This window comes from Aliidiomarina sp. B3213 (assembly GCF_003290085.1).
In the GTDB taxonomy this organism is placed as follows: domain Bacteria; phylum Pseudomonadota; class Gammaproteobacteria; order Enterobacterales; family Alteromonadaceae; genus Aliidiomarina.
On sequence record NZ_QMKJ01000003.1, the window covers coordinates 88,376 to 113,252 of the forward strand.

24 protein-coding genes are annotated in these 24,877 nt (G+C 45.9%); 6 read left to right on the forward strand and 18 right to left on the reverse strand.

Features of this window, described 5'->3' with window-relative positions:
- Positions 1 to 40: 40 nt before the first annotated feature.
- Positions 41 to 1,303 (reverse strand): transcription termination factor Rho, encoded by a 1,263-nt coding sequence (rho, locus tag DQX04_RS09930; protein ID WP_111915776.1) that lies wholly within the window; start codon positions 1,301 to 1,303, stop codon positions 41 to 43.
- A gap of 254 nt (positions 1,304 to 1,557) precedes the next feature.
- Positions 1,558 to 1,884, reverse strand: a complete 327-nt coding sequence (gene trxA / locus DQX04_RS09935) for a thioredoxin TrxA (RefSeq protein ID WP_111915777.1) — start codon at positions 1,882 to 1,884, stop codon at positions 1,558 to 1,560.
- Between the two features lie 121 nt (positions 1,885 to 2,005).
- Between trxA and rhlB the strand changes: the two genes are divergently transcribed.
- The gene (gene rhlB, locus DQX04_RS09940) at positions 2,006 to 3,274 is read left to right on the forward strand and encodes an ATP-dependent RNA helicase RhlB (RefSeq protein ID WP_111915778.1); all 1,269 of its coding nucleotides are present in this window, start codon (positions 2,006 to 2,008) and stop codon (positions 3,272 to 3,274) included.
- Positions 3,275 to 3,291: 17 nt separating this feature from the next.
- On the forward strand, positions 3,292 to 4,770 hold the full coding sequence (locus DQX04_RS09945) for a guanosine-5'-triphosphate,3'-diphosphate pyrophosphatase (RefSeq protein ID WP_126266348.1): 1,479 nt from the start codon (positions 3,292 to 3,294) through the stop codon (positions 4,768 to 4,770).
- Positions 4,771 to 4,774: 4 nt separating this feature from the next.
- On the opposite strand, the gene hemB is transcribed toward DQX04_RS09945, so the two are convergent.
- The 11 genes from hemB to recG all read right to left on the reverse strand — a co-directional run bounded on the left by hemB (position 4,775) and on the right by recG (position 15,452).
- Positions 4,775 to 5,779 carry a porphobilinogen synthase gene (hemB, locus tag DQX04_RS09950; RefSeq protein WP_111915780.1) on the reverse strand — a complete coding sequence of 335 codons (1,005 nt, stop codon included), beginning with the start codon at positions 5,777 to 5,779 and terminating at the stop codon, positions 4,775 to 4,777.
- 32 nt (positions 5,780 to 5,811) lie between these two features.
- Positions 5,812 to 7,650, reverse strand: coding sequence for a diguanylate cyclase (locus DQX04_RS09955; protein WP_111915781.1), 1,839 nt, complete (start codon positions 7,648 to 7,650; stop codon positions 5,812 to 5,814).
- Positions 7,647 to 8,441 carry a TatD family hydrolase gene (locus DQX04_RS09960; protein ID WP_111915782.1) on the reverse strand — a complete coding sequence of 265 codons (795 nt, stop codon included), beginning with the start codon at positions 8,439 to 8,441 and terminating at the stop codon, positions 7,647 to 7,649. Before DQX04_RS09960 ends, DQX04_RS09955 begins: the two co-directional genes overlap by 4 nt.
- The gene (locus DQX04_RS09965; RefSeq protein WP_111915783.1) at positions 8,441 to 8,905 is read right to left on the reverse strand and encodes a hypothetical protein; all 465 of its coding nucleotides are present in this window, start codon (positions 8,903 to 8,905) and stop codon (positions 8,441 to 8,443) included. Before DQX04_RS09965 ends, DQX04_RS09960 begins: the two co-directional genes overlap by 1 nt.
- On the reverse strand, positions 8,902 to 9,672 hold the full coding sequence (gene tatC, locus DQX04_RS09970; protein WP_111915784.1) for a twin-arginine translocase subunit TatC: 771 nt from the start codon (positions 9,670 to 9,672) through the stop codon (positions 8,902 to 8,904). Before tatC ends, DQX04_RS09965 begins: the two co-directional genes overlap by 4 nt.
- Complete coding sequence (gene tatB, locus DQX04_RS09975; protein ID WP_111915785.1) at positions 9,669 to 10,037, reverse strand: Sec-independent protein translocase protein TatB; 369 nt, start codon at positions 10,035 to 10,037, stop codon at positions 9,669 to 9,671. The genes tatC and tatB overlap by 4 nt, the downstream gene beginning before the upstream one ends.
- An 8-nt stretch (positions 10,038 to 10,045) precedes the next feature.
- Positions 10,046 to 10,273, reverse strand: coding sequence for a twin-arginine translocase TatA/TatE family subunit (gene tatA, locus DQX04_RS09980; RefSeq protein ID WP_111915786.1), 228 nt, complete (start codon positions 10,271 to 10,273; stop codon positions 10,046 to 10,048).
- An 18-nt stretch (positions 10,274 to 10,291) separates the two neighbouring features.
- Positions 10,292 to 11,947, reverse strand: a complete 1,656-nt coding sequence (ubiB, locus tag DQX04_RS09985; protein ID WP_111915787.1) for a ubiquinone biosynthesis regulatory protein kinase UbiB — start codon at positions 11,945 to 11,947, stop codon at positions 10,292 to 10,294.
- Position 11,948: 1 nt separating this feature from the next.
- Complete coding sequence (locus DQX04_RS09990; RefSeq protein WP_111915788.1) at positions 11,949 to 12,539, reverse strand: SCP2 domain-containing protein; 591 nt, start codon at positions 12,537 to 12,539, stop codon at positions 11,949 to 11,951.
- Positions 12,539 to 13,291 carry a bifunctional demethylmenaquinone methyltransferase/2-methoxy-6-polyprenyl-1,4-benzoquinol methylase UbiE gene (ubiE, locus tag DQX04_RS09995; RefSeq protein ID WP_111915789.1) on the reverse strand — a complete coding sequence of 251 codons (753 nt, stop codon included), beginning with the start codon at positions 13,289 to 13,291 and terminating at the stop codon, positions 12,539 to 12,541. The genes DQX04_RS09990 and ubiE overlap by 1 nt, the downstream gene beginning before the upstream one ends.
- A gap of 79 nt (positions 13,292 to 13,370) precedes the next feature.
- Positions 13,371 to 15,452 (reverse strand): ATP-dependent DNA helicase RecG, encoded by a 2,082-nt coding sequence (recG, locus tag DQX04_RS10000; RefSeq protein ID WP_111915790.1) that lies wholly within the window; start codon positions 15,450 to 15,452, stop codon positions 13,371 to 13,373.
- Positions 15,453 to 15,583: 131 nt separating this feature from the next.
- Between recG and DQX04_RS10005 the strand changes: the two genes are divergently transcribed.
- Both DQX04_RS10005 and DQX04_RS10010 read left to right on the forward strand, forming a co-directional pair.
- Positions 15,584 to 16,810, forward strand: a complete 1,227-nt coding sequence (locus DQX04_RS10005) for an EAL and HDOD domain-containing protein (RefSeq protein WP_111915791.1) — start codon at positions 15,584 to 15,586, stop codon at positions 16,808 to 16,810.
- An 84-nt stretch (positions 16,811 to 16,894) separates the two neighbouring features.
- A complete protein-coding gene (locus DQX04_RS10010) occupies positions 16,895 to 17,386 on the forward strand; it encodes a hypothetical protein (RefSeq protein WP_111915792.1) in 492 nt (163 codons plus the stop codon).
- A gap of 1 nt (position 17,387) precedes the next feature.
- Here the strand turns inward: DQX04_RS10010 and DQX04_RS10015 are convergent, their stop codons facing one another.
- Positions 17,388 to 18,917: a carbon-nitrogen hydrolase family protein gene (locus tag DQX04_RS10015; protein WP_111915793.1), complete on the reverse strand. Its 1,530-nt coding sequence runs from the start codon at positions 18,915 to 18,917 to the stop codon at positions 17,388 to 17,390.
- Between the two features lie 170 nt (positions 18,918 to 19,087).
- Between DQX04_RS10015 and DQX04_RS10020 the strand changes: the two genes are divergently transcribed.
- A complete protein-coding gene (locus tag DQX04_RS10020) occupies positions 19,088 to 20,437 on the forward strand; it encodes a Na+/H+ antiporter NhaC family protein (protein ID WP_111915794.1) in 1,350 nt (449 codons plus the stop codon).
- Here DQX04_RS10020 and DQX04_RS10025 read toward each other — a convergent pair.
- The 4 genes from DQX04_RS10025 to gmk all read right to left on the reverse strand — a co-directional run bounded on the left by DQX04_RS10025 (position 20,434) and on the right by gmk (position 24,131).
- Entirely contained in the window at positions 20,434 to 20,826 is a 393-nt protein-coding gene (locus DQX04_RS10025) for a RidA family protein (RefSeq protein WP_111915795.1), read from the reverse strand. The genes DQX04_RS10020 and DQX04_RS10025 overlap by 4 nt on opposite strands.
- Before the next feature lie 24 nt (positions 20,827 to 20,850).
- Positions 20,851 to 22,965 (reverse strand): bifunctional GTP diphosphokinase/guanosine-3',5'-bis pyrophosphate 3'-pyrophosphohydrolase, encoded by a 2,115-nt coding sequence (gene spoT / locus DQX04_RS10030; RefSeq protein WP_111915796.1) that lies wholly within the window; start codon positions 22,963 to 22,965, stop codon positions 20,851 to 20,853.
- 172 nt (positions 22,966 to 23,137) lie between these two features.
- A complete protein-coding gene (rpoZ, locus tag DQX04_RS10035; RefSeq protein ID WP_111915797.1) occupies positions 23,138 to 23,428 on the reverse strand; it encodes a DNA-directed RNA polymerase subunit omega in 291 nt (96 codons plus the stop codon).
- A gap of 73 nt (positions 23,429 to 23,501) precedes the next feature.
- Positions 23,502 to 24,131 carry a guanylate kinase gene (gmk, locus tag DQX04_RS10040; RefSeq protein ID WP_111915798.1) on the reverse strand — a complete coding sequence of 210 codons (630 nt, stop codon included), beginning with the start codon at positions 24,129 to 24,131 and terminating at the stop codon, positions 23,502 to 23,504.
- A 147-nt stretch (positions 24,132 to 24,278) separates the two neighbouring features.
- Between gmk and DQX04_RS10045 the strand changes: the two genes are divergently transcribed.
- Positions 24,279 to 24,875 (forward strand): LemA family protein, encoded by a 597-nt coding sequence (locus DQX04_RS10045; protein ID WP_111915799.1) that lies wholly within the window; start codon positions 24,279 to 24,281, stop codon positions 24,873 to 24,875.
- Positions 24,876 to 24,877 lie beyond the last annotated feature (2 nt).

Here is a 24,877-nt window from a genome sequence, read left to right on the forward strand (position 1 = left end):
CAACTTTACGCTGCACGGCTTTCATGAATCTGTATTAACGCTACTTTTGACGCTTCATCGACTCAAAGAACTCATCGTTCGTTTTCGTCATTTGCAGCTTATCAATGAGGAATTCCATCGCTTCAATTTCACCCATTGGATGAACAATCTTACGCAGAATCCACATCTTCTGAAGCTCTTCAGCTGAAGACAATAGCTCTTCACGACGCGTGCCTGAGCGGTTGAAGTCGATTGCAGGGAAAACACGCTTCTCAGCAATTTTACGGTTCAGGTGTAATTCCATATTACCTGTACCCTTAAATTCCTCGTAAATCACTTCGTCCATCTTCGAACCAGTGTCAATCAGCGCCGTCGCAATGATAGTTAAGCTTCCGCCTTCTTCAACATTACGTGCAGCACCAAAGAAACGCTTCGGTTTGTGCAATGCATTCGCGTCAACACCACCCGTTAGTACTTTACCCGAGCTTGGAATAACCGTGTTGTATGCGCGAGCTAAACGCGTGATCGAGTCAAGAAGAATGACTACGTCTTTCTTGTGCTCTACCAAACGCTTGGCTTTTTCAATCACCATTTCTGCAACTTGTACGTGGCGGCTAGCTGGCTCATCGAACGTCGATGCGATAACTTCACCTTTTACCAAGCGTTGCATTTCCGTAACTTCTTCCGGACGCTCGTCGATAAGCAATACCATCAAATTCGCTTCTGGATGGTTCGCAGCAATAGACTGAGCAATATTTTGTAGTAATAGCGTTTTACCAGCCTTCGGAGGCGCAACAATTAGGCCACGCTGCCCTTTACCAATAGGTGACGCTAAATCTAAAATTCTTGCTGTAATGTCTTCGGTAGAACCATTACCACGCTCCATGCGCATACGCTCGTCGGCATGCAAAGGGGTAAGGTTTTCGAAAAGAAGTTTATTGCGAGAATTTTCAGGTTTGTCGAAGTTAACTTCGCGGATCTTTAGAAGTGCAAAATAGCGTTCACCGTCTTTTGGAGGCCTAATTTTGCCCGCAACGGTGTCACCGGTGCGTAAGTTAAATCGTCTTATTTGACTTGGCGAAACATAAATATCGTCAGGCCCTGCTAGGTAAGAAGAGTCTCCCGAGCGTAGGAAGCCAAAGCCATCTTGCAGTATTTCCAGTACACCGTCGCCAAAAATATCTTCGCCACTTTTAGCATGCGCTTTCAATATAGAAAAAATGATGTCCTGTTTGCGCATGCGAGCCATATTGTCTAGGCCCATACTTGCAGCGAGTTCAACCAGATCGTTTACGGGTTTGTTTTTTAATTCAGTAAGATTCATAGGCAGTAGGTTGGTTGGTCTTAGATAGTTGTTCTTTGGTTTAGTTGGTATCTTGAACACAGCTTGTGCCCGGAGATACGTTCATTAGTAAAATTGGAAATCCTGTTGCTCTGTGGGCCTCGGGAAAGTCGGATGATGCCCTAGAAATGCTTTGCGTGTAAAAGTAACACCAAAATTAGAATACGTCCAGTTTTTGACCGCTCGTCACAAAAATTTAAGATAAAACCTTCGAAACGAGCGGCAATCAACCGAACTTAGATGTTTTCGTTGATAAATTCTGCAAGTTGAGTTTTGGACATAGCGCCAACTTTCGTACCTACAACTTCGCCGTTCTTAAACAACAATAGCGTTGGAATACCACGAATGTTGTACTTTGGAGGCGTCTGATTGTTGTGGTCTACATTCAGCTTACCCACAGTAAGCTTACCTTCAAACTCTGTAGCTACTTCGTCTAAGATAGGCGCGATCATTTTACATGGTCCACACCACTCAGCCCAAAAATCTACCAAGACGGGTTGGTCAGCGTTAATTACGTCAGCTTCAAAGCTGTCGTCGCTTAGCTGAACAATCTTGTCACTCATGTTACTTCTCCAAATTTAGTTGCATGCGTGTCTAGTTAAGACAACATTATAGAACACTATGGTACGCATATTGAAGCATTTATGTTTCCTAATGCAAGCGTAAACCTGATACAATTTAGTTATGACTAATAAACATTTAACAGAAACCAAGTTTGCCGAGCTAGGTTTGCACCCTAAAGTACTGGATGCACTAAATAATCTCGGCTTTGAGAACTGTACACCGATTCAGGCAATGAGCTTGCCTGTTGCGTTACAGGGCAAAGATGTGGCTGGCCAAGCGCAAACCGGAACCGGAAAAACAATTGCGTTTCTTGTGGCGCTCTTTAACCACCTTATTACCCGTCCCAAGCGCATTAGCGACTCTAATCATCCTCGCGCCCTTATAATGGCACCTACGAGAGAACTTGCCGTTCAGATCTTTAACGACGCAGAAACTATCGCTAAGTCTTGTGGGCTAAAAGCATCTGTAGTGTACGGCGGAGAAGGTTATGACGCGCAGCGTGCAGAGCTTCAAGAGGGTGTAGACGTTCTTATAGGAACATGCGGACGACTTATTGATTATTTCAAGCAAGGGGTTTACCAACTCGACAACATTGATGTTGTGGTACTCGACGAAGCAGATCGCATGTACGACCTCGGCTTTATCGACGATGTTCGTTACATGCTGCGTAAAATGCCTTCCCCAGCAGAGCGATTGAACTTATTGTTCTCTGCCACGCTGTCTTTCCGTGTGAAAGAGCTCGCATACGAGCATATGAACGACCCTACCGCGGTTGAAATCGAGCCGGAACAAATGACCGGTGCGCGTATTGAAGAAGAGCTTCTTTATCCAAGTAAGCCCGACAAAATGAAGCTACTGCTGACGTTAATGGAAGAAGATTGGCCAGACAAAGCCATTGTGTTTTCCAATACTAAGCATGGTTGTAGCGAAGTTTATCATTGGTTAGCGGCCGACAAGCACCGTGTAGGTTTGCTTACTGGGGATGTGCCACAACGTAAACGCCTGAAAATTTTGGAAGACTTTACCAGCGGTAAAATTGATGTGCTGGTGGCTACAGACGTTGCGGCCCGAGGCTTACATATCCCATCAGTAAGTCACGTGTACAATTACGACTTGCCAGACGACTGTGAAGATTACGTGCACCGCATCGGTAGAACAGGACGAGCAGGCGCGAGTGGTAAGGCAATTAGCTTAGCCTGTGAAGAGTACGTATATAACCTACCGGCTATCGAAAGCTACATTGGTCATGCTATTCCGGTTACTAAATACGACCCTAACGCACTGCTTTCCGACCTTAAGAAGCCTCATATTCCGCACAAGCGTCGAATGCAAAGTGGAAAACAGTACAACCGTCGGAACAACCAGTCTCGCCCACGAAAGAACGGGTAGGATAGAGTTTGGAGCCTATGCGATCTAAAGAATATTATGCAGCGATCGATTTAGGCTCCAATAGTTTTCACATGCTTGTTGTGCGTGTGGTAGCGGGCTCTATTCAAATAGTCTCTAAAATAAAACGCAAAATTCGCCTAGCCGAGGGGCTCGACGAGCAAGGAAACTTAGCGGCTGACGCCCAACAACGGGCATTAGATTGCTTAGCCATTTTCGCTGATCGCGTGAACGATATTGCTCCCGAGAACATCAGCGCTGTTGGTACGGCGGCATTGCGACAGCTCGACCCGCAAGACCCTTTCCTCGACACCATGCAAGAGGTGCTTGGGCATCCGATCAAAATCATTCCAGGTGAAGTAGAAGCACAAACTATCTATCAAGGTATCGCTCACACCACAGCAACGAATCATAGCTTAATGGTTTGCGATATCGGCGGAGCTAGTACCGAACTTGCTATTGGCGAAGGCTATATACCTAAATCGGTGAAAAGCTTACCTATGGGCTGCGTAACTTGGAAACAGCGTTACTTTCCCGAAGGCGTTATTGAGCAAGCCAATATCGACAAAGCAGTAGCTGCTGCAGAAGCCGTGGTTGCTCCTTATGTTCAACAGTTTGAGAAAGCTAGCGAACTGCGTGTACTTGGCGCCAGTGGAACATTTAAAGCGCTACAAGACATTGCTAGGCACCGGCAACAAAGCGAAGTTTTTCAGCTCGACTGGCTTGAGGAAATGTTGCACGAGGCGGCTCAATTTGAGCACTTAGATGAGCTAAATGTACCGGGCTTAAAACCCGATCGTGTGCTCGTTTTCTTACCTGGCGTTTGCATTCTTATCGGTATTTTTAAGCAGCTCAAACTCCAAGGTGTTGAAGCAACCGAGGCAGCGCTGCGCGAAGGGCTTATCTATGGAATGTTGACCGAGCTGCAGCACGATGATGTACAGCTTAGAACACTTGAAAGCCTGTCAGAGCATTATCAGATTGATGCCAACCAAACCATTCGGGTACTAACGGTATTTCAAAACTTTGAACAGCAACTGAATAACTCAATGCTACAAGACGAAACTGTCGCCTCTGTAGCAAGAGCTGTAGCCTATTTACACGAAATTGGTTTGAGCATGAGTTATAAGAAGGCTGGTCGTCATAGCCGTTATGTACTCAAAAATACCAATTTGCCGGGCTTCTCATTACGAGAGCGTGAAGCGTTATTAGAAGTGCTCGAGGGAGTCGGCGGTACCATTGATGAAGACAGCACCCCCGACAAGTTGCCGGCAGAACCACAATTTGCTTTACTCACACGGCTGCTGCGGTTAGCTATTTTATTATGTCAGCGCCGTAATAACGACCGAGTCCCTAGCGTGAAATTAAGCCTAAAAGGCACCCAACTGTCGGTGCAGCTACCTAAAGGCTTTTTCCACGAGAACCGCTATTTAGCAAGCCTTCTGTTAGAAGAAGAACGCTTTCAAAGCCAGTTTGGTGGTTTAGAGCTCTTTGAGTAGAGTTCTATTTTTGGGCTAAGCGTTCAGCCATCCACTTGGCAAAATAAGTTAATATTCCGTCTGCCCCCGCGCGCTTAAAGCACAACAAAGACTCGACAATAGCGTCTTCTGTTAACCAGCCATTCTGTATGGCAGCTTGATGCATCGCGTACTCACCACTTACTTGATAAGCAAAAGTAGGCACACCAAAGTTTTCTTTTACGCGGCGAACTACGTCTAAATATGGCATACCCGGCTTCACCATAACCATGTCTGCGCCTTCGTCCAAATCCAATGCAATTTCATGAAGTGCTTCATTGCTATTGGCAGGGTCCATTTGATAAGTCTTTTTATCAGCCCCTTTTAAGTTACCGGCAGAGCCCACTGCGTCGCGGAATGGGCCATAGTAATGAGACGCATACTTTGCGGAATACGCCATAATTCGTACATTCACGTGTCCCGCTTCTTCTAGCGCTTCACGAATTGCACCAATACGGCCATCCATCATATCTGAAGGCGCAACCACGTCTGCACCTGCTTCTGCATGCGACAACGCCTGCTTAACCAACGCCTCTGTCGTAACATCATTCTGCACATAGCCTGACGCGTCTAATATGCCGTCTTGGCCATGAATGGTGAAAGGGTCTAACGCAACATCGGTCATTACGCCTAACTCTGGTACAGCTGCTTTTAATGCTTTTACAGCTTGCTGTGCTAACCCATTAGGATTCCATGCTTCTTCCGCCAGCTCTGACTTAACCGACTGAGGCGTGACCGGGAAAATAGCCATCATAGGAACGCCTAATGAAGCGATATATTTCGCCTCTTCTACCAGCAGGTCTACAGAGAGTCTTTCGACTCCTGGCATTGAACTTACTGCTTCGCGCTGCTGCTCTCCGGGCAATACGAATACTGGGTAAATAAGGTCATTGGCAGTTATCGAATGCTCTGCCATTAAACGGCGGCTAAAGTCGTTCGCGCGCATACGCCTCATTCTGCGAAAAGGAAACCCACCATAAGGAATATTCATACTACCACCTCTTTTTCTCGCGCAATTTACGATTACTCGTCAATCTTAATTTCTGGTCTAGCGACTACAGTTTGGTCGCGCCCTCTATTCTTGGCGCCATATAATGCTTCGTCTGCGGCTTGCAACAATTGCTCAGGCACCTCGAACAACCCTGGTGAGGCCACACAAACACCCATGCTCACGGTAATCGCCAGTTCCCCCGCATCGGTTTGAAACTTGTCATCTCTCACCACGGAGCCAATGTTCGAGGCGACCTGCTGAGCTTCAGATTCTTCCGTATTGGCTAAGATAATGGCAAACTCTTCACCACCATAACGGCAAACGGTGTCTCCAGAGCGTCTCACAGCTTTTTTCAAGCGTGCTGCCAAAGCCACTAGAATTTGGTCGCCAATCATATGCCCGTACTCGTCGTTTACCGGCTTAAAGTAGTCGATATCGAGCATAATCAAAGCGACCGACTCCTTATTGCGCCAAGCTCTTCGAAACTCGGCTGTAAGCTGCCGGTCGAAATGACGGCGGTTATACAACCCCGTTAAACCATCTTCACTATTCTTGCGCTCAAGTTCGTTATTTACTTCTTGCAGCTCACGAAGTGCCATTTCAAGCTCAAAAGTTCGTTCGGCTACGTGCTCTTCTAATTCTTCATTAAGTTTGCGCTGACTTTCTTGCGCATCGGCTGCCTGTCGCAATGCCTCTTCTTGCGCAGACATTTTCTGTGAGCGCTCTTCTGAGTATCTTAAAGTAAGTACCCAAGACAACAGCAGAACTTCTATGCCGGAACCTGCCATAATGGCGTAACGCTGAATAAATTGCGCATCTAACACACCTAAGTAAGCTAAGCTGTTCAGCACCACAGCCAGCAAGAAAGCGCTCCATGCTAAGGTGAAAACTCGCGCATACACTAACCCTCGACGCCACATCGACAGGGCCATCCAAATAATAAAAACACACGCAACGATTGCGAAAATAAGCAGTAATTTAATGGTTAACGCATACCCTGCAATAACACTTGCCGCTCCAATAAGGAGTGCCACAATACCGGTTGTCCAGAGTCCACGATAATAGGTTCGGCTATATGTCTTAACGTCCAGCAATTGACTGATAAATAGCGCTGCGAATGCAAAACATAAGCTACCAAATAATGGAATTGCTCGGTCTTGAATCCAAGTAAGCTCAGGCCAAATATATCTGAAGCCAGCGCCACTTAGCGCTGAAACCATCAAACCCACAAAAATAACGTAAAAAGAGTAACTGAGGAAAGTCGGTTCACGAGTCATGGCATAACCAAATAGGTTATATACCACCATGCAAATAAGCACACCAAAGTAGATACCGTATAAAAGTTGAGGTACCCCTTGAGCGGCGTGAAATTCGTCCTGCTCCCAAATTGAGAGTGGTAGCGTAACCGAGCTTTCTGTCTGCACCCGAAAATAAACGGTTACCGCCTGACTGCCAGGGATGGGCACCACAAACTCTTCGTGAGGTATTTCGCGCGCATTAAATGGATAACGATCCCCAAGCATGTCCTGGCCAACGACGCGCTCTGCCCGGATAAAATATATATCTAAGGCGTCAAGCAACGGATAACGAACATGAATAAGTCTGGTATCACTACCAGCGTCGAGACTGAGCTTAAACCAATACGTATTTAAGTCGTAACCGAAACTAGGATGCTCTCCATGTACTTCCTCCCATACATAGTCAGGAAGTCCCATAATCTCGCCAATTGTTTTACTACCACTGCCGTCGATATAGTAACTATCCACCAATACATGGTTTCCGTGCTCTTGCTCCTGCGCTTCGCTAAATGACGCAAAACCAAAGAAAAGAACAAACAGAATAAAACTATAGAGCAAGCGCTTTATCGTCATTGAGGCAGCCCCCAAACACCAAACAAGTCTTTGGCATTTTGCGAGGTTATTGCAGCTAACTCTTTCTCATCCTGTCCTCTCAACTTCGCAACCACTTCCCCAATATGCGGCAAATAATGAGGGTAATTCACACGACTTCTCGGCTTAGGTCGCAATGTTCTGGGCAGTAAGTATGGCGCGTCTGTTTCCAGTAGCAGTCTGTTTTGCGGTATTTGGGATAATGCTTGTTGTAGGCTTTCCCCACGTCGTTCGTCGCAAACCCAACCGGTAATACCGATGTAAGGGTTAAAGCGCATGTACCGCTCTAAAGCTTCAGGACCTTGGGTAAAACAATGAATAAACAATGCGGGTAACTGAGCTTCAAATTCGCTCAAAATAGCAATTTGGTCGTCTATGGCGTCTCGTTCGTGCAGGTACAGGGGCAACCGTAAGTCACACGCTATTTCGACTTGCTTGTGAAAAACGCTACGCTGCTGAGCTGGCTCTGAGAAGTTTCGATTATAATCTAGACCACATTCACCAATAGCTCTTATTTCTTGATGTTGAGCAAGCTCTCGTAAACTTTCAAGCGCTTCTAAAGTTACCGAATCCGCTTGATGAGGATGTACCCCAGCGGTTCCGATACAGCTGTTGTATTGCTGGCAAGTGCTCAGTACCTGCTGGGTTTCCTCAAGATCACTACTAATTAGAACAAAATGATGAACGCCCAGGCTTTCGGCTTGCGCTAGAACCTGGTTTTTATCGGAAAACTGACTGCTATGGAGGTTTACTCCACAATCAATCCAACTCATTAGTTATCTCGAACAACCCGAACTCTGCGATTCAGACCCGGAGTGCGCAAATAATGCGAATTGAACATGCCTTTCTGAAGGTAATATTGACGACCCACCTCAAATGGGAAGCCTGTGTCTCTTTCTTGCTGACGCCACACTTCACCGTTTCTTAGACGTAGGTGCCACATTTGGCGGCTGTCTTGCCACATTTCGGTGATATCAAGGAACGCTTCACTGGTTTCACCCTCTTCTACCGTTTGTTCGCTTACAGGCGTTTCCGCCAAAGTTTCCGAAGCAGGTAAAGCCGCTACAATATTGTCAAAGCAAACTAACCGAGCTAAAGAGTCTTCTATTCCCTTACAGGTTTGCAGCTTCTCAATAAGGCTTGGTAATGTTTCACCGCCGGCAGACTGCGCCTGAGCTGGCGCATTAAAACTATAAGCTCCGACAAATGTCAGCAACAAAATAATAAGTTTCTTCATGGTTGATCCTGTTGTGCCTTTTCTTCTTCGCCTGACTCGTTATGTTCTTTTGAAGCAGACTTTCCATACATTCCGCCAACGATGACCCCGACCTCAAATAATAGCCACATAGGCAATGCCAATAGGGTCTGAGAAATTACATCTGGAGGGGTTAAAAGCATACCAATTACAAACACCCCAACAATGACATAAGGGCGTTTTTGGCGCAACTGTGCGGCTGTTACAGTTCCTGTCCAGCACAGTAAGATGATTGCGATAGGAATTTCAAACGCGAACCCGAACGCAAAGAATATTTTTAGTACGAAATTCAAATAGCTGGATATGTCTGTGGCAATCGTTATGCCTTCCGGAGCCATCTTGGTAAAGAACCCAAAAGCAAGCGGCAGTACAACGAAAAAGGCAAACGCAATTCCCGCATAAAATAACAAGCTACTACTCACCAACAGCGGCGCAACCAAGCGCTTCTCATGTTGATATAAGCCTGGAGCTATAAACCGCCATATTTGATGCAATAAAAAAGGGACGGCTAACGCGAATGCCACCACAAAGGTTAATTTAAAAGGCGCGAAAAAAGGTGCGGCTACGTCCGTAGCAATCATGTTTGAACCGGGTGGTAGCACAGCCATAAGCGGTGCGGCTAAAAGCTCGTAAATGTCGCGGGCAAAGTAAGCGAGCGCTAGAAAGATAACAACAATAACAAGCACACTGCGAAGTAGTGTCTTGCGAAGCTCAACTAGATGGTCAAGCAATGAACCGCTGCCACTCATGAGTTACCTCGCGGCTTTCGTTCTTCACTGCTGCTTTCGTCTTTTTCTTCCTTATCTTGCCACTGGCCGTCTTGATAGGGGTTCTGTACTTTTGCGGCGGCCGACTCTAGCTCCGCCAAAGAACGTTGTAACTCTGGCGACATCTGGTCTTTACCTTGCATCGACTCAATTTTCTTTAGATTGTCGTGCAGCTCTTTAATACGCAACTCATGGTTTAACTCAGCATGCATTTTTGAACCAAACTGCTTCACACTGGCTACCGTGCGTTGCACTGAACGCAAAGCAGAAGGCAGCCGCTCCGGCCCTAGCACCAACAGAGCGACTACGCCAATAACAAGTAATTCCCAGAAGCCAATATCAAACATGGAGCGAATTAGTCGTTTTTAGACTTTTGTTCTTCGGTCGAAGACTTTTGCTGAGGCGTTTGCTCAAAATCAGCGTCTTTATCCTCAAGCTTTTGCTTTTCTTCGTCACTCATTTCTTTTTTAAAGCCACGAACCGCTGAACCCAAATCTCCGCCAAGAGAGCGTAATTTTTTACCACCAAACAATAGCACCACAATGAGCAGTACAATCAATAATTGCCAAATACCAATACCCATTTCTTACACCCTTTAGTTCTAACTCAATGGGTTGCGCTTGGGCGACTTACGCCACGCAACAATCCAACACAAAACAGACACAGACGCCGCTGTAATGGTCATCCATGGCTCTAAATTAGCCGCATAAATTACCGTTGATCCAACTGTTAAACTAGCCGCAAGCATGGTCCACCAGCGCTTGGTTTCCACTTGTTGCATTAACTCGACTTGGCGAGCTTGCATAGAAACCTCCTGGCGCTGCTGACTGCGCAAAGCATGCAACGTGTCATACAACAACATCGGCATTTCCGGAAGCTTTTCCGCCCACCTCGGAGCCTGCTCTTTCACACTTCTCCATACTGCGCGCCAGCCGATTTGTTCTTGCATCCAGCGCTCGAGAAACGGTTTAGCTGTTTTCCATAAGTCTAATTCAGGATATAAATTGCGGCCTAAGCCCTCAACGTAAAGCAATGTTTTCTGAAGTAAAACAAGTTGAGGCTGAACTTCCATTTCGAATCTGCGAGCAGTATTAAATAAATTAACCAACACGTGACCAAATGAAATTTCAGCAAGCGGCTTCTCAAAAATAGGCTCACACACAGTACGAATAGCTGATTCAAACTCTTCGATGTTGATATGCGACGGCACCCAACCTGAATCTACATGTAGCTCTGCTACTCTGCGATAATCACGATTAAAAAACGCTATAAAATTCTCTGCTAAGTAGCGCTTATCTTCTCGATTAAGCGTACCTACAATTCCGAAGTCGACGGCGATGTAACGAGGCGACTCGGGTCGCGTAGGGTCCACAAAAATATTTCCTGGATGCATATCAGCATGGAAGAAGCTGTCACGGAACACCTGGGTAAAGAAAACTTCAACACCCCGCTCCGCTAAGACATTAAGGTGAATACCCGCCTTTTTGAGAGCTTCTACGTCACTAATAGGAATACCTGAAATACGCTCCATCACCATCACATTCGCGCGACTGTAGTCACTATATACTTCAGGGATATACAGCATTTCCGAGTCTACAAAATTACGGCGTAGTTGAATTGCGTTTGCCGCCTCCCTTGCTAAATTCAACTCGTCGAGAAGTGTTTTCCGATACTCTTTGATTACTTCAACCGGCTTTAAGCGCTTTCCATCAGGTAACACACGTGCCGCCACACGAGCAACGGTGATCATCAATTCAATGTCGGCATGAATAGTGTTTAAGATGTCCGGACGAATCACCTTAATGACCACATCCTGCTCGCCCCGAGTTTCTGTCGCGGCTAGCTTAGCTGCATGCACCTGCGCAATAGACGCAGACGCTAATGGCTCAACCTCAAATTCGCTAAACACCGTGTCTAAGTTAAAGCCTAATGATTTCTCGATCACTTTCTGGGCTTGTTCGCCAGGAAAAGGGGGAACGCGATCTTGCAGCTTAGAGAGCTCCATAATCATGTCTGGCGGAAGTAAGTCACGTCGCGTGGACAGCATCTGCCCAAGTTTTACGAAAACCGGACCCAAGGTTTCGAGCGCCAGGCGTAACCGCATACCTAAAGGCTGGTCTTTGTGCTTGTTACGCATCCAAAACAAACAGCCGCGAAGAACTCTTGCCCACCAAGGAAGAACATCCTTGGGTAGCATTTCGTCGACACCGTACTTCATTAATACGCTGAGAATTTTATAGAATCGAAATATCCGCACGTTACTGTAACTTCCTTAAATCACTCTCAAGCGCACTTAAACGCTCGTTCATCGCTCGAATGTCGGCCTTTACGTACTCAAAATCTACAGAGCTTGCAGCCAGTTGCAATTCCTCAACTAGCAACTCTTGCACCCGCCCCTGAGCTTCTTGCAAGCGTCCTGGTTTATGTAGAGCTCTTATTTTTTTCGCCATTAAATGAGCCGGAACATCACCAATAACGCTGGACAAAAGCTCTTCCCAATCGATATCAAGCTTTACGAATACGTCTGCCGCTTGCTGTAACAAGATTGGGTCGCCTTGCACTTGCAGCTTACCGGCTTGGATAGCGGCAGTAGCTTGAGCGGCGTCCATAAGCAATGGTGCATCAAAAATCGAAAATGTGACTTTGGCGTCAACATGTTCGTAGTCGGGACCGAGCATCATAATTTCGCTTTCCATAAAGCGAAATACGAACGGCATGGGTAGCTCTGCCACATTGATATGCACAACCTTTTGGCTTAATGGTTTCAGTCTATTCGACGCGCTATCGTCATGCGCCAGCGCATGATTCAAAGCTCGCTCAACTGCACCTCGAAGCGCGTGTCCAAACATTAAAATTTGAACCCTCGGTGCAATGCCACAATACCGCCAGTCATATTCTGATAAGACACCTGAGAAAAGCCCGCCGACTCCATCATACCTTTAAGCGTTTCTTGATCTGGGTGCATGCGGATAGACTCAGCGAGGTATTGGTAGCTGTCCTTATCTTTAGCAATGAACTCGCCCATCTTCGGTAAAATATGAAACGAATACATATCATAAGTCTTCGACAACCACTCTTGAGTTGGCTTTGAAAACTCTAATACCAACAAGCGACCGCCAGGTTTCAATACACGAAGCATAGAACGCAATGCATTCTCTTTTTCGGTGACATTTCTGAGACCAAACGCAATGGTAATACAGTCGAAGTAATCGTCTGGAAAAGGAAGTTGTTCGGCATCGGCTTGCACAAAGGAAACATTTCCTACCACGCCTTGGTTGTAAAGTTTCTCGCGGCCAACTTTCAACATGGAGTCATTGATATCCGCAAGCACAACTTCACCTTCAGCGCCCACGATTTTAGAGAACTTTGCGGTTAAGTCTCCGGTGCCGCCTGCAAGATCTAAAACTCTTTGACCCGCGCGAACACCGCTACTGTCGATAGTTTGCCGTTTCCATAACCGATGAATACCTGCCGACATTACATCGTTCATAATGTCGTACTTGGCTGCTACAGAATCAAATACACCAGCGACCATTTTCGCTTTATCTTGTGCATTCACGGTTTTGTAACCAAAATGCGTGGTTTGGTCTTCGTTTTTCATGGATACCGCTCAATCTAAATCGTGTTTTCGTCTAGCCCTAGTGTACTCTATGCAGGGCGATTGCCCAAACGCATTCCCTTTAAACTTGTGCGAATTTCTCGCCTTGCGGCAACCAACGCTGCATAAGTGCCTCTGTTTGTTCTGGGTAAGCATTAAATATATCAACAGCTAGCTTCTGAATGGTTGGTAGCATGTCGGCATCTCGCTCTAAATCAGCGACCTTCATATTCACTAACCCAGTTTGTCGAGACCCAAGCAACTCTCCCGGGCCGCGCAGTTCTAAATCTCGCTCAGCAATAACAAATCCATCGTTACTCTCTCGCAATACAGACAAGCGTTCATTAGCCTGTCTCGAGAGTGGACTTTTATAGAGCAATACACAGTGAGACGCCACCGACCCTCGTCCGACTCGTCCCCTTAATTGATGGAGCTGTGCCAACCCAAGCCGCTCTGGGTTTTCAATGATCATTAAACTTGCGTTTGGAACGTCAACACCCACTTCAATCACAGTAGTAGCAACCAAAACATCAAGCTCGCCGTTTTTAAATGACTGCATCATTTGCTCTTTTTCTGCCGACTTTAAACGACCATGAACCAACCCAATTTTCAGGTCGGGTAACGCTTCTTGTATTTGCGCTGCGGTGTCTTCGGCGGCCTGGCATTGCAGCGCTTCAGACTCCTCGATTAGCGTACACACCCAATACACTTGCCGACCTTCATGTTTAACGTTTTGGTGAACCCTAGCGATCACTTCATCTCTTCTCGTGTCGGGAATAGCGACTGTCGTTACCGGAGTTCGCCCCGGTGGAAGTTCGTCGATAATAGAGGTTGCTAAGTCTGCGTAGGCTGTCATTGCCAATGTTCTGGGTATCGGCGTTGCGGTCATTACCATTTGATGAGGGTGAAGCCCTTGCTGTTCCCCCTTCTCTCTTAATGCGAGGCGCTGATGAACCCCGAACCTATGCTGCTCATCTACAATGACTAAAGCGAGATTCTGAAAATGAACTTGGTCTTGGAATAGCGCGTGCGTACCCACGGCCATTCGAGTTTCACCGGCTTCTAGGGCTTCAAGCTGCATTTTCCGTTCTTTCACACCTTGCTTACCCACAATCCAACCCACTTTTATACCTAAAGGTTCAAGCCACATGGAGAAGCTTCGATAGTGTTGTTCTGCCAATAGCTCTGTGGGTGCCATTAAAGCCACTTGATACCCTGCTTCAATCACCTGCAGCGCAACCATAGCGGCTACGAGTGTTTTACCTGAACCTACGTCCCCCTGCACAAGCCTTAACATTGGGTATGGCGCTGCTAAATCAGCCTCAACTTCTGCCACAACCCTTTTCTGTGCTCCCGTAGGCTGAAAAGGTAGGCCTTGCAGAAACTTCTCCATTAGCTGCTTGTTGCACTCTATCTTCGGTGCAAGCACTTGTTGCGCCGTACTCCGCACCTTGAGCATGCCTAATTGATGCGCCAACAATTCTTCAAGTGCTAACCGTTTCTGTGCCGGATGATAACCTTCCATAAGCGCGACGATATCGTCATCAACAGATGGCCCATGAAGAGTCTTAATGGCTGAATACAGCTCGGGCAAGCCGCCACGCAAAGACTCAGGTAATAGCTCCGGTAAACTTTTCTCATTCAGGTAGTCAAGTGCTTGGTGTGCTAGGCGCTGTATTGAAAGTTGATGAAACCCTTCAGTAGTAGGGTAAATAGGGGTGAGCTCGTCAGGTAAGTCTGGTGATTCTCCAAGTTGCAACACTTTAAGCTCTGGGTGCACCATTTCAGGCCCGGTTGGGCCAGGTCGAACCTCACCATAAACTTGAATAGACGCACCTTTGTTATAAAGCTCTTGCTGATGTTTGCTGAATTGAAAAAGGCGAACGGTCAGCGTACCTGTACCGTCTGAAATTGAAACGAGTAACGCGCGGCGTCGACCGAAGTGCACACGGCTACCCAATGATTCCCCCACAATAGTCGCGTAGTCTTGCACACGCAGCCGAGCTATCGGTGTAATTTGAGTGCGATCTTCATAACGCAGTGGCAAGTGAAACAGCATGTCCTGAACACTATGTAAGCCCATTCTCGCTAATTTTTCTGCTGCCTTTGGTCCCACACCTTTTAAGGTTGTTAAGTCAATAGCAGTCAGGCTTGAACGGCTCATTAGGTCGGCGCTCCTTCACTTATATTCGACGTTTCAACCAGTATACTCACCATTTAACCTTCAGACTAGTTGCCTAAAATAGGCGCTATGCGCTATCGTTTTGTTCTCTTGTAACATGGATCATAAATTAAATGGCTTTCTCGTACATTGCTCGACAACCCATTCTTGACCGAGAAAAGAATGTGTATGGCTACGAACTCCTATTTCGTAACAGCCAGCGCAATGAGTTTCCAGACATACATCCCGACGAAGCAACATCTAAGTTATTGCTACAGCAACATCTTATTGGTGACATTCGCACTGTATGTATGGGAAAAACAGCATTTATAAATTTTCATACCAATACCCTGTTACACAAATTTCCGGGCTTCTTGCAGTCTGAGTCGGTTTATATTGAAGTTTTAGAAACCGTAGATGTTTCCCGCGGATTAGTAAAAGCCTGCAAGAAAGCTTCCGACCTTGGCTACAAAATTGCCTTAGACGACCACGACTTTAATGATCGATGGGACGAGTTGCTCCCCTTTGTGTCTTTGATCAAAGTCGATATTCAACAGCAACCGCTTATCACACTTCCTGCGCGGATGAAGCCATTTAGAGAGCACAACGTTCCTATGCTGGCTGAACGTGTGGAAACGGAAGAAGAATATCAGCGTTGTTGCGAATTAGGGTTCGAATACTTTCAAGGCTACTTCTTTGAGCGTCCAGAAATTGTAAAGCGTAAAGTACTCGCGCCGCAGCAAATGATCCTCATGGAGTTACTTGCAGCAGTGCACCAAACTGACATCGATTTTCAACATGTTGCTGACATTATTCGCAATGACCTCTCTTTAACCTACAGCTTACTAAAATTCGTAAATAGTGCGGCCTTTAATAAAGGCCATGAAATTAAAGATATTCAGCACGCCATAGCCTTTGTCGGTGAGAAAGAACTTAAAAAGTATGTCGCTCTGGTCGCATTAGCGAACGTAGCCAAAGATCAGCCCGAAGAATTAGTCGCCAAATCACTCACGCGTGCTCATTTTATGGCTGAATTAGAGCGACTTTCTGTAGGGGAAAGCGTAGACAACGCTAGCTTTATGACAGGCTTGCTGTCGTTATTAGACGTACTATTGCGTACACCCATGAGTGATATTCTTGAACGCCTTCCCATGAGCAAAACCATTAATGCGGCTATCTTAACGAGAACGGGGCGGGTAGGTTACTTGCTTAGATTGGTAGAAGCATACGAGCATGGCGACTGGAAGCGTGTTGAAGCACTAGCTCGAAAAATGTACCTAACAGAGCTCGACATTGGTCAATGCTTTCTTTCTGCCAGCCATTTTTGTGAAAGCCTTATGGCTTCTACGCAGCAACATTAAAAGCATTAGTTCAGATAAGCGACTGTTTTTATTTCATGATCTTGTTATCATGCATACGCATCTAACAAAAAAGGCAAACCACACATGATGAGAGGCTTATTCTACAGACGCCGACAGTGGCGTTTAGGTACCTGTCTGGCAGGTATCATTAGCCTTCTATTAATTGCGTTCATTCATGGTTTGTTAAACACCGTAGCTACTTACCCTTCAACCGAAGTACAAACAACGCTAAATTCATATCAAGTATGGTCTTTGTTTAACCATACCGAGTTTTGGTCGGCACAAGCTTATTTCTTTACCGCTGTTCAGTCGGCTACCGAATTTTGGTGGCATCCTTTTCTGTTTGTCATCACGACAGCTATTTTTCTAGCTTTATGGGTGTTGGCGGGCATGACCATCATTCGCCGCTCGCTGGCGTTGTGGCTCATGCTTGCGTTGAGCGTGGCTACCCTTATGGGCTTGCATAACTTATCTGCGTTTTTCGGTTTCGACTTAGCACCCGGCGCAGCGCAGGCTGCAGCGGGCTACTTAGTCGTTGGGGCATTATTCATGACACTTGGGCATTGGCGCAACTAAACTACGCACGCCACTTCTTATTCACACTGTACATATCTGTTCGACGATCTTTAAGATTGGTCACGGAGCCTTCGTGATGCAAATACCGTAACTCATCTAAGTTCAAGTCTGAGAACATAAGCATTTCTGTGTTGGGTGTTGTTTCTGACATTACAGCGTCATGTGGAAAGGCAAAATCAGAAGGTGAAAACACACTCGACTGCGCATATTGAACGTCTAAACTTTCCACTTCGGGGAGGTTACCTACGCTACCGCAAATAACTACATAACACTCGTTTTCAATGGCGCGCGCTTGAGCACAATGGCGTACACGAAGATAAGCATTTCGCGTGTCTGTCCAGAATGGAACAAACAAAATTTCCAAACCTTCTTCGGCCATAAGTCGACCAAGTTCGGGAAACTCTACGTCGTAACATACGAGAATACCGACACGACCGGCATCCGTTTGGAACACTTGAACTTTATCACCACCTTCAATGACCCAGTCACGTTTTTCGTGCGGAGTAATATGAATCTTGCGCTGCTCTTCAACCGACCCATCCCTTCTGCATAAGTACGTAACATTGTACAAAGAGTCGTCTTCAAGAAGAGGCATGGAGCCCGTAATAATATTAATATTGTAGCTCACCGCCATCTGTGACATTTCCTTTCGGAAGCGCTCAGTGAACCCGGCTAAAAAGCGTATAGCTTCCATTTGACGGCTTTGGTCCGTTAGACCCATTAACGGTGCGTTAAAAAACTCGGGGAACAACGCAAAGTCACTTTTGTAGCTCGACAACGCATCGACAAAGTATTCAACTTGTTTAAGTAACTCTTCTACCGACTCCACAGCCCTCATTTGCCACTGCACGGCACCAATTCGAACATTGCGTGAGCGGGCACTAATAATGGTGTCTGCCGGTTCATATAGAAAGTTGCTCCACTCCAGCAACGTAGCATAGCCTTTTGATTTCTTATCTTCCGGCATATATTTATGCAACAAACGGCGAACATTGAAATCGTTTGCAAGCTGAAACGTCAGAATAGGGTCGTAAATTTCTCGACGACGGACTTTTTCTAGGTATTGGCTCGCGCTAATTTCGTCGGAATATCGGTGATAATTGACAATACGACCACCCGCAAGAATTGCCTTTAAATTAAACTGCATACACAGTTCTTTACGAGCATCGTAAAGGCGCCGTCCTAATCGGTATCCTCGGTAGTCTGGGTGAATAAGCACATCTAAGCCATACAGTGCATCGCCGTTAGACTCGTTGAGTATCTTGTCTCTCTTACCGAGCAAATCGTCATATTGATGCGGGTTACTGAACTTGTCATAAGTTACTCGAACCGTTAACGCCACCCCGACAATAGTGCCGTTGTCTTCTAGGCAAATTTGCCCCTCTGGAAAGTCGCGAATTAAATTGAATATCGTATGCTCTTCCCACGCCCCGCCGATGTCATCATAAACTTTGTCCATCAATAACTTGAGTTGTGGATAATCTTCTTCACGTAAGTTTCTCAGTTGCAAATGTAAATCATCAGGACTCATACGGCTTAACCTCACAGGCGATATCGGACGACTCAAAACAAGGTCGATTGAGTGTGTTAGTGTACTACTAGTAAAACAGATTAAGAAATGATCGTCATTCGCACTTTTCCACTTGCGCTGACGCACATAAGACGTTTAAACTTCTGGACGTCTAAATAAAAGGTATTCGTATGTCAGAACTAGGAACGTCACCACAACCAGCTCGTGCTATTGCCTTGCTTCCTTTATTTGTTTTCCTCGCTTTGTTCTTAGGAACAGGTATTTATTTTCACAGCCAAGGCGTCGATATGGCGTTCTATCAACTTGCTAGTCCTGTCGCTATTTTACCGGCGATTATTCTTGCAGTATGGATGTCGAAAGAAGCGCTCAACCAGCGGATTCAAACCTTTGTAGAAGGTGTTGGGCATCCCAACATAGTTACCATGTGCATGATCTACCTACTAGCCGGAGCGTTCTCTACTGTAGCGAGCGCCACAGGTGGTGTAGACGCCATGGTTGCACTAGGTTTAAACATTATCCCACCAAGCTTTATTTTACCGGGCATCTTCCTTATCGCGGCGGTTGTTTCTACAGCTATGGGTACATCCATGGGAACGCTGGCTGCATTAGCACCGGTGGCATTAGGTTTGAGTAACGAAGCAAATATAGAACCAGCGTTAATGGCTGGTGTATTGGTGAGTGGTTCCATGTTCGGCGACAACCTTTCGTTTATCTCTGATACAACGATCGCGGCTACACGCACTCAGGGTTGTTCCATGAAGGACAAATTTAGAACGAACCTTCGTATTGCTGTTCCCGCTGCTGTACTCACCATTATCGGGCTATTGTTTATTGATACGGGTAATGCACCAATTGAAGCGCCTGATGCAAATCTATGGCTCGCTATTCCATATTTCGCCATTATTGTATTAGCAGTTACCGGCCTAAATGTTTTCGTAGTGCTAACTCTCGGTATTTTATTAGCAGCAGCTTTTGGCATGGTTGCGGTGAATTACCAATGGGTCGCCTTTAGCCAAGACATTTATACTGGCTTTACCAGCATGCAGGAAATATTTTTGCTGTCGTTGTTAATTGGTGGGCTTTCTGCACTTATTCGACAACAAGGTGGCTTGGCATTTTTAAGTCAAAATGTAGAACGCATCGCACAGAAACTCACGAAGAAAAAGTCACGTGCTGCATCCTTCGGTATTGCAGGACTCACCGCTGCCACTAACTTTTCCGTAGCGAATAATACGGTCACTATCTTAATCTCTGGTGAAGTAAGCAAACGCTTGGCCCAAGAAGGTAAGTTAGCGCCACGCCAAGCAGCAAGCTACCTCGATATCTTTGCATGTGTTGTACAAGGCGCCCTGCCTTATGGTGCACAAGCACTATTGATGGGGGCTAGTTTTGGTATTTCACCGCTGTCGGTAAGTATTCATACCTTCTACTGCTTTATTCTTGCAGTGGTAGCTGTGTCTTCGATGTTTCTTGTGAGCCCCATCAAAGTTGACGAGGACCCACAAGCAGAAGCAGCTTAGTTGGTGGAAGGAAGCTCCATAACGCCATCTATCTCGATTTGAGCGCCTTTAGGTAAGGCGCTCACTTCAATTGCAGCCCGCGCTGGGTATGGCTGCTCAAAATATTTAGCCATCACCTCATTAACAACCGCAAACTGACCTAAGTCGGTTAGGTAAATTTGAACTTTCACCATATCTTGAAGTTCGCCACCAGCAGCTTCACATACCGCGGACAAGTTCTTAAAAACTTGCTCTGCTTGGTCCTGAAAATCTTCACTAATCATGGTCATCGTTTCAGGTAGCAACGGAATTTGCCCTGAAAGGTAAACGGTAGTACCAATTTTTACCGCTTGTGAATATGTGCCGATAGCTTCTGGCGCTCGGTCTGTTTGAATAATAACTTTACCCATTTTGAATCCTTTTACTTACTTCTTTTACTTCCGTAACCGAGCCACGCGCTGCACATGCTGCATCTTACGGATTCTTCTCATTACGTCAGCTAAATGCTTACGATCACGAATCGTTAACCCTACATCGATATAATAGATGGTAGAGTCGACTTCTTCAGTTTTTAACCCTTGAATATTACAACCCGTTTCAGAAATAACCTGAGTTAACCGCGCCAATGCACCTTGGTGATTAACAATTTCTACGCGCAGTTCAGAAATAAACTGATTATCCGGCTTGTTGTCCCACTGCACTGGGAAATAGCGGCCCGGCTCATCTTCGTGTCCACGAACGTTTTTACATTCTCTGCGGTGAATAACTAATCCTTTACCCGGGCTAACATGAGCAATTATATCGTCGCCAGGTATGGGGCGGCAGCATTTAGCGAAGCTAAGTAGCAATCCATCGGCGCCTTTCACCGCTAAACTATGGCCTCGCTCTTCGCTATCTGACGCCGAGCGTAGACGTTGGTGATCGCCCACTAGACGACGTGCCACGGCAACACTCATTAAATTACCCAATCCAATTTCTTTGAGTAATTCGTCTTTGCTTTCCCGCTTCATTTCTTTCGCTACTCGAACGAATTCGGCTTCTTCTATGTCGTCGAACCTAAACGAACCTAGTGCAGCACGAAGTAAACGCTCTCCAAGAAGAAGCGCCTCGTTACTCTGCTGATTTTTCAAGAATTGACGAATTTTCAAACGTGCCTTGCCAGTCACCACAAAGTTCAACCAAGCGATGTTCGGACGTGAGCCAGTAGCTGTTCTAATTTCAACAGTTTGTCCGGTTTCTAATGGCTTACTTAATGAATAAGGCTTGTTATTTACCCGAGCTCCGATACACGTATTACCAATGTCAGTGTGGACTGCATAGGCGAAGTCTACCGCAGTAGCGCCCTGTGGAAGTTCAATGATTTTTCCGTCTGGTGTAAACAAATAAATTTCGTCAGGGAATAATTCTGACTTCACATTCTCAATAAATTCAAAAGAGTTACCCGCACTTTGCTGTAACTCTAATAAACTTTGCATCCACTTCTGGGCGCGAATTTGTGCCGTTGTACCGCTATCTTCCGCATCTTTATAGAGCCAATGTGCCGCTACACCACGGTCAGCCATCAACTCCATTTCTTCAGTTCGAATTTGAATTTCTACCGGAACCCCATGAGGGCCTTTCAACGAAGTATGTAACGACTGATAACCGTTCGACTTCGGAATTGCGATGTAATCTTTAAAGCGAGTTTCTATCGGTTTGTAAAGATTATGAACGGCACCTAACACGCGGTAGCAGGTATCAACAGAGTCCACCACGATTCTAAACGCGAAAATATCCATAACTTCTTTGAAGCGGAGTTCTTTGTGCAGCATTTTCCGGTAAATACTGTACAAATGCTTTTCACGACCTAATACCCGAGCTTGAATACCCGCTTCTTTCAAACGCACCTCAATTTCACTCAAGGTGCGTTCAAGCACTTCTTTGCGGTTGCCCCGTGCTCTTTTCACTTCACTTTCAAGCAAGCGGGCGCGCCATGGATACTGCCCTTTAAAACCCAGTGTTTCTAGCTCGATTTTAATATCGTGAATACCCAGCCTGTGCGCCAGCGGAGCATAAATTTCTAGCGTTTCTCTTGCAATTCTGCGGCGTTTATCAGGACGCAAATGCTCTATCGTGCGCATATTGTGGGTTCTGTCCGCAAGCTTAATCAGAATCACCCGAATATCTTGCACCATCGCCATAATCATTTTGCGATAGTTCTCAATTTGGGCTTCTTCAATGCTGTTGAACTGTAATTTATCGAGCTTAGACACACCCTCAACCAGCTCGGCTACTGTAGCACCGAACTCTTCGGCCAAATCTTCATGGGTTTTTTCTGTGTCTTCGATCACGTCATGAAGCAATGCCGCCATTAAGGTTTCGTGATCGAGTCGCATGTCGGCTAGCATAGAGGTTACGGCTACCGGGTGAGTAATATAAGGCTCGCCACTCGCACGTTTCTGAGGCTTATGCGCGTCGAATGCAACTAAAAATGCTTGCTCTACCTTAGCTACTTGCTCGGCGGGTAAATAAGCTTTGATTTGGTTTTTCAGGCCTTCAAATAAATACACACACAACTCTCAAAAATTCTTCAATTAAACAGAGAATAAGGCTTTCACGCAGAATTTCCAATCGGGAAATACGATAGGCATAAAAAAACGAGCACTCAGGTGCTCGTTTTCTAAAATCTTATTTCCAATTGCGATATCAGCCGAAGCCACCGCAACTGAAATTACAAAGCTATTATTGTTGCTCGCCAGCGTTTTCGCTGTGCTGTAACGCTGTCATTGCCGCTACTTCAGCTTCGTCTTGTGCGTACTGCGCCGCTTGCTCTTCTTCGTCTAAACGCGCTGCGTCTACCAAGCCTGCTTCAATTTCACGAAGCGCAATTACTGTAGGCTTTTCGTTCGAAGTTTCTACCATTGGCTGCTTGCCATAGTTTGCGATTTGACGTGCACGACGTGCAGCAACCAAAATCAAATCAAAACGGTTGCCAATCTTTTCTACTGCGTCTTCAACTGTTACACGTGCCATTTGTTTCTCCGCTTTACTCGAACTCTAAACTGCTAACTTATCCACAAGGGGGAGTGATTGTACTTTAAACGAGCTATTCAGCCAAGAGATCATGCAAAATTTCACGATATCTTATTTGCTGCTTCGAACGTCTGAGGCGTTGACTCAGGACTATATGCTCGAAATTTTGTACCGACTCGTCGAAATCTTGGTTAACCAAAATGTAACTAAACTCACCGTAGTGCGACATTTCTGTTTGTGCTTTAGCCATACGTTTGGCGATGGTTTCAGCACTGTCTTGGCCACGCTCTTGTAATCTGCGCTCTAATTCTTCCAAAGACGGAGGCAGGATAAAAATCGTATGTACTCCCGGATAGGCAGCCTTTACTTGTCGTGCGCCTTGCCAATCGATGTCTAAGAATACATCTACGCCCGTCTTCAAAACGTCTTCTATTACGGTTTTAGAGGTGCCGTAGTAATGGTCAAATACTTTGGCGTACTCATAAAACTCGCCTTGCTCCACTTGCTCAAGGAAAGTCTTTTCGTCTACAAAGTGATAGTGCACACCATCTATTTCACCGGGTCTTGGGCTTCTTGTAGTGGTACTCACGGAAACTTGCATACTGCCTTTAGGGTGTCTTGCCAACAATGCTTTAATAAGGCTCGACTTCCCGGCACCACTTGGTGCTGCAACTACAAACAAATTACCACTAACTGTCGACATAATGCGCTTCCAGACCCAATTTGAAGTGCTCTATAAAGTACTAGAATTCAGCGAAAAACGCCAATTTCGTTACATTTCTTTGCTGGCTGTCCACCCATGAATCGGATATATTCGAAGTATCGTTATTGATTTATAGAGGAAATAAGTATGAGTCTCACAGGATGGATAATTATTGCGGTTGTTGTGGTACTACTTCTCGTAGTTATTCGCATTTACAACCAGTTAGTTACACTAAAAAACCGCTTCCAAAATGCGTTCGCGCAAATCGAAGTGCAACTGAAGCGCCGCTACGACTTGATTCCTAACCTCGTAGAAACTGCAAAATCTTATTTAGCTCATGAAAGAGAAACGCTAGAAGCGGTTACCCAAGCCCGAAATCAAGCAAGTGCCGCATTAGACGCCGCGAAGCAACAACCAGGCGATGCAGGCAGTATGGCAAACCTTGCGGGAGCAGAGGGTGCTTTAGGAAGTGCTCTGGGCCGCTTAAACGTAGTTATGGAAGCTTATCCAGACTTGAAAGCGAACCAGAATATGATGCAGCTCAGTGAAGAACTTACCACCACTGAGAACAAAATTGCATTTTCACGCCAAGCGTTTAACGACTCAGTGATGACTTACAATACTTACCGTCAGTCTTTCCCAAATGTAGTGATTGCGGGCATGGTTGGTCACGGTACCGACGCATCTCTATTGGAGTTCGAAGACAGCGCGGAAATTCAAAAAGCGCCTGAAGTTAAATTTTAATC

What these genes read in the sequence shown, in the direction of transcription:
- trxA (WP_111915777.1), bottom strand. Translation starts at nt 1,884, where the DNA reads ATGAGTGACAAGATTGTTCAGCTAAGCGACGACAGCTTTGAAGCTGAC.
- rho (WP_111915776.1), bottom strand. Translation starts at nt 1,303, where the DNA reads ATGAATCTTACTGAATTAAAAAACAAACCCGTAAACGATCTGGTTGAA.
- hemB (WP_111915780.1), bottom strand. Translation starts at nt 5,779, where the DNA reads ATGAATATTCCTTATGGTGGGTTTCCTTTTCGCAGAATGAGGCGTATG.
- gmk (WP_111915798.1), bottom strand. Translation starts at nt 24,131, where the DNA reads ATGTCGACAGTTAGTGGTAATTTGTTTGTAGTTGCAGCACCAAGTGGT.
- DQX04_RS10020 (WP_111915794.1), top strand. Translation starts at nt 19,088, where the DNA reads ATGTCAGAACTAGGAACGTCACCACAACCAGCTCGTGCTATTGCCTTG.
- rhlB (WP_111915778.1), top strand. Translation starts at nt 2,006, where the DNA reads ATGACTAATAAACATTTAACAGAAACCAAGTTTGCCGAGCTAGGTTTG.
- DQX04_RS09955 (WP_111915781.1), bottom strand. Translation starts at nt 7,650, where the DNA reads ATGACGATAAAGCGCTTGCTCTATAGTTTTATTCTGTTTGTTCTTTTC.
- DQX04_RS09960 (WP_111915782.1), bottom strand. Translation starts at nt 8,441, where the DNA reads ATGAGTTGGATTGATTGTGGAGTAAACCTCCATAGCAGTCAGTTTTCC.
- DQX04_RS09965 (WP_111915783.1), bottom strand. Translation starts at nt 8,905, where the DNA reads ATGAAGAAACTTATTATTTTGTTGCTGACATTTGTCGGAGCTTATAGT.
- recG (WP_111915790.1), bottom strand. Translation starts at nt 15,452, where the DNA reads ATGAGCCGTTCAAGCCTGACTGCTATTGACTTAACAACCTTAAAAGGT.
- tatA (WP_111915786.1), bottom strand. Translation starts at nt 10,273, where the DNA reads ATGGGTATTGGTATTTGGCAATTATTGATTGTACTGCTCATTGTGGTG.
- DQX04_RS10045 (WP_111915799.1), top strand. Translation starts at nt 24,279, where the DNA reads ATGAGTCTCACAGGATGGATAATTATTGCGGTTGTTGTGGTACTACTT.
- rpoZ (WP_111915797.1), bottom strand. Translation starts at nt 23,428, where the DNA reads ATGGCACGTGTAACAGTTGAAGACGCAGTAGAAAAGATTGGCAACCGT.
- DQX04_RS10005 (WP_111915791.1), top strand. Translation starts at nt 15,584, where the DNA reads ATGGCTTTCTCGTACATTGCTCGACAACCCATTCTTGACCGAGAAAAG.
- DQX04_RS10015 (WP_111915793.1), bottom strand. Translation starts at nt 18,917, where the DNA reads ATGAGTCCTGATGATTTACATTTGCAACTGAGAAACTTACGTGAAGAA.
- tatC (WP_111915784.1), bottom strand. Translation starts at nt 9,672, where the DNA reads ATGAGTGGCAGCGGTTCATTGCTTGACCATCTAGTTGAGCTTCGCAAG.
- DQX04_RS10025 (WP_111915795.1), bottom strand. Translation starts at nt 20,826, where the DNA reads ATGGGTAAAGTTATTATTCAAACAGACCGAGCGCCAGAAGCTATCGGC.
- DQX04_RS10010 (WP_111915792.1), top strand. Translation starts at nt 16,895, where the DNA reads ATGATGAGAGGCTTATTCTACAGACGCCGACAGTGGCGTTTAGGTACC.
- DQX04_RS09945 (WP_126266348.1), top strand. Translation starts at nt 3,292, where the DNA reads ATGCGATCTAAAGAATATTATGCAGCGATCGATTTAGGCTCCAATAGT.
- ubiE (WP_111915789.1), bottom strand. Translation starts at nt 13,291, where the DNA reads ATGAAAAACGAAGACCAAACCACGCATTTTGGTTACAAAACCGTGAAT.
- tatB (WP_111915785.1), bottom strand. Translation starts at nt 10,037, where the DNA reads ATGTTTGATATTGGCTTCTGGGAATTACTTGTTATTGGCGTAGTCGCT.
- DQX04_RS09990 (WP_111915788.1), bottom strand. Translation starts at nt 12,539, where the DNA reads ATGTTTGGACACGCGCTTCGAGGTGCAGTTGAGCGAGCTTTGAATCAT.